This is a genomic window from Candidatus Caldatribacterium sp. (genome assembly GCA_014359405.1).
Lineage (GTDB): Bacteria > Atribacterota > Atribacteria > Atribacterales > Caldatribacteriaceae > Caldatribacterium > Caldatribacterium oleiphilum.
Map to the genome: position 1 here is coordinate 1 of JACIZN010000151.1, position 3755 is coordinate 3755.

The 3755-nt window shown below is 48.4% G+C and carries 4 protein-coding genes; all 4 read left to right on the forward strand.

Annotated elements, in window-relative coordinates; all coding sequences use genetic code 11:
* Positions 1-174: 174 nt before the first annotated feature.
* Complete coding sequence (locus H5U36_09550; GenBank protein MBC7218354.1) at positions 175-1482, forward strand: extracellular solute-binding protein; 1308 nt, start codon at positions 175-177, stop codon at positions 1480-1482.
* 137 nt (positions 1483-1619) lie between these two features.
* Entirely contained in the window at positions 1620-2423 is an 804-nt protein-coding gene (locus tag H5U36_09555; protein ID MBC7218355.1) for a sugar ABC transporter permease, read from the forward strand.
* Between the two features lie 27 nt (positions 2424-2450).
* Positions 2451-3236 (forward strand): carbohydrate ABC transporter permease, encoded by a 786-nt coding sequence (locus H5U36_09560; GenBank protein ID MBC7218356.1) that lies wholly within the window; start codon positions 2451-2453, stop codon positions 3234-3236.
* Positions 3237-3262: 26 nt separating this feature from the next.
* A partial coding sequence (locus H5U36_09565; GenBank protein MBC7218357.1) for an alpha-mannosidase occupies positions 3263-3755 on the forward strand: 493 nt, incomplete at its 3' end.

Consider the following 3755-nt stretch of genomic DNA (forward strand, 5'->3'; position numbering starts at 1 on the left):
TCGAGAACTCAAGCTCACCCCCCTCACACCTGGAGCTCTCAAAGAGAACGGTTGAATTATTCAGGAGAGGAATCCCTGAAGTCGACTTACCCACAAAACACCCGTACAAATGTTGACACAATGGATACCCAGTGTGCTAATATTTAAACAGCAAGACAAAAGGGGGGGATTAGAATGAGGAAGCTACTTCTTGTTGGGTTGTTTCTCCTTGGTTGCTACCTGATGTCCGTCGCTCATGCCCAGGTTACCATTCGCGTCGCTCATTTCTACGACCCTGCTGCCGGTCCGGCCCACCAAATGAACCTCAAATGGCTGGAAAAGGTTAAAGAAGGATTCGAAAAAGCTAATCCAGGTATAAAGGTTGAGTTCGAATGGATCAAGTGGGATGAACTTGACCTCAAATCCCTGAGAGATTTCCGTGCCGGAATTTCCCACGATGTCATCTACTCCTCGCCACAGTACTACGGTCTCCACAGCGTTGCTAAAGACCTTTTAGACCTGAGTCCATATATTGAGAAATGGTCAAAGGAAACCCTTGAAGACTTTACTTGGAGCCCGGTGTGGACCTCAGCCTTCCCATGGGGTATTCCCCTTGGAATCCACACCCGGACAATCGTTTACCGGAGAGACCTCTACGAGAAGGTAGGTCTTGATCCGAACAAGACGCCTGAAAACCTTGAAGAGCTTGTGGAATATTCCAAAAAGCTCACCCAAGATACTGATGGAGACGGAAAAACAGATATTTACGGTCTTGGAATGTACTTTGGTCCTTCTCGCGCAACTATTGAGCTCTACTTTGCTCCTTACCTCTGGCACTTCGATGGCGAGCTCTGGGACAAAGAGACTAAGAAGGCCACTTTCGCCTCAGAGGCAGGGATCAAAGCAGCTCAGTTCCTCTTCGACCTGATATACACCCACAAGGTGACTCCCGAGTGGTCTATGAGTGGAACTTACGACGACGTTATTCTCTTGAGTTTCTTGGGAGAGAAACTTGCCCAAGCAGAAGGTTATGGGAGCTACTGGATTGGTCCTTTAGAGGAGAAGGGCTGGATCAAAGGACTGTTCCCACCCACTCCGGAAGGCCAGGCTCTGATTGCTGATGTATACCCCACCCCGACCAAGTACAAAGCCCAGTTTACCAATGCCTGGAACATATCCATCCACGCCCTGAGTGAGCACCCAGACGAATCTTTCAAATTCATCGAGTACATGATCCAGCCAGAGCTTCTGTACGAATACCCTGACGCAGGACTCCCCGTGCGCCTCAGTCTCTGGGATAGGCCTGAGTTCAAAACTCCCTTCTACCAGAAATGGCAAATTGCCGCTCGAAATGGCCGTCCCATGCCTCCCACCGCACATTACGGAGACTTAGCTGACACCGTCGCTGCCTGTCTCCAGGAAATTTTTGCTGCCAAGGCTCCCATTCCCGAAACCCTGAAGAAGTTTGAAGACGAGTACAACAGCAAATTTGCCGGCGAGTGAAAAGAGAACCAGTTAAGGGCGGAAAGCAAAACAACCAGTATGTAGCCCGGAAAAGGAGAAAAAGGTACGTCAGCTCCTATCGCTTGAGTCATGAATCCGAGCTGGCGTACCTTTTTCTTGCTCCGAGTGTTTTCCTAATGCTTCTTTTCCTGATATTCCCCCTTTTCTCCGGCGTTATCATGAGCCTCCAAGAAACCACTTTTGCGGGGGACGTGACTTTCGTGGGTCTGAAGAACTTCCGACTCCTCTTCAGGGAAGCAAGGTTCCTGAACAACCTGAAACTGTCCCTAATATACGTTCTTGGCAATCTGTCCTTCTCCATTCCTTTAGCGTACATTGCGTCCTTGATCATCACCAGCCAGGACATGAGAGGACTTCCCATCCTCAGGGGTGTTTTTCTCTTGCCTTTCATTACGGCTCCAGTTGTGAGCTCGGTTATCTTTCTTTCCCTTACCGATGCTTCAAACGGCCCAATCACGCTTCTTATTGAAAAACTCACAGGAGAACGGCCGGTAATCCTTGCTACCCCTTCCTTAGCCATGTGGACAATCATATTCCACAGCTTCTGGCGATCATTCCCATTTATCATGCTCTTTTTAGCCGCGGGAATGACCGCTATTCCAAACGAACTCTACGAAGCAGCAAAGGTGGACGGAGCAACCCCTTGGCACCTTTTCCGATTCATCACCTTTCCTCTCACGAGGATTCATCTTGCTCTCTCCATGCTTATAATCACGATGTGGACTGTTCAGGACGCTGAAACTGTTTTTGCCCTTACCCGTGGTGGGCCAGGTTACTCTACAGAGGTTTTAGCAGTTCGCCTTTTTAAGGATTCCTTCATTAACTTCAACCTCAACCTTGGCGCAACGGTGGGGGTCATCCTTTTGGGCATAAGCCTACTTTTCATGGTTGCATACTTAAGACTTATGAGAGAAAGGTGAAAAACCTTGGCAAAAAGGAGTACATCAATGTGGAAATGGGTAGTGGTAGCTCTAATAAGTTTTTTCTGCCTGGCACCTCTCTTGTGGGGTTTAAAAGTTTCTATAGCTCCTCAGTACGATACGAGCTTAATCCCCCGTCGTTTCACAAGCGAGCATTACCGCTATATTTTCTCAAGACCGGAGTTCTTCCAGTACCTTAAAAATAGCGTGGTTGTTTCCTTGGGCACTGTAGCTTTTGCCCTTCCTCTTTCCCTTCTTGGAGGATATGCTCTGGCACGTTTCAACTTCCCGGGTAAGCAATTCAGTTTTCTCTTCCTGGTCTTTCCTCTCCTACCCCTCATCGCTGTCCTGGTACCCCTTGTCTCCTTCCTTAATCGCCTTGGACTATACAACAAGTTAAGCGCACTTATCGTTGTTAACACCGTTTTTAACCTCCCCCTTACCGTATGGATGCTACGGAATTTCATTATGGAAGTTCCCGCGGAGATTGAAGAGGCCGCACTGGTTGATGGGTGCTCGAGAATCGAGGCTTTGCTCAGGATATCTGTTCCCCTCATGATCCCTGGCCTGGTAGCAGCTACAGTTTTCATCTTTATCACCACCTGGAACAATTACCTTTACGCCTCGGCGCTCATTACTAAACCGTCTCTCAGGGTTCTTCCTCAGGGCATATTGGCCTTCATTGGTACCTGGGGGACGTACTGGGGAGGCTTAACCGCTGCAGGTATTGTCACCATCATTCCACCTTTAACGCTTTTCCTTCTTTTCCAGCGATGGTTCATAGCCGGTCTCTTTGGTCAAATGCTTAAATGATTCTTTTTCAAGGGGAGGGAAAAAACATGAAGTGGAACCTCCACTTCGTCAGCCATACCCATTGGGATCGGGAATGGTACGAAACCTTCGACGCCTTCAGGTACCGCCTTGTACGGCTCATGGACCATCTGCTTGATATCTTAGAACGGGATCCACGTTACCAGTCTTTTCTTCTTGATGGACAAACGGTTGTTCTCGAAGACTACCTTGAGATAAGACCTGAAAACAGGGAAAGGCTCAAAAAGATGATCCAAAGCGGCAGGATTTTCATCGGTCCCTGGTACGTGCTACCAGATGAGTTCTTAGTGAGTGGCGAAACTCATATTCGGAATCTTCTCTTTGGTCGAGACATTTGTCGTAACTTCGGAGCAGTTATGAAAATTGGATATCTTCCTGACTCCTTTGGACATATCGCCCAGATGCCCCAAATCCTCCGAAAAAGTGGGATTGAGTTCGCCATTCTCTGGCGGGGTGTTCCTGAAAGCATTGCAACAAGCGAGTTCTACTGGGAATCCCCAG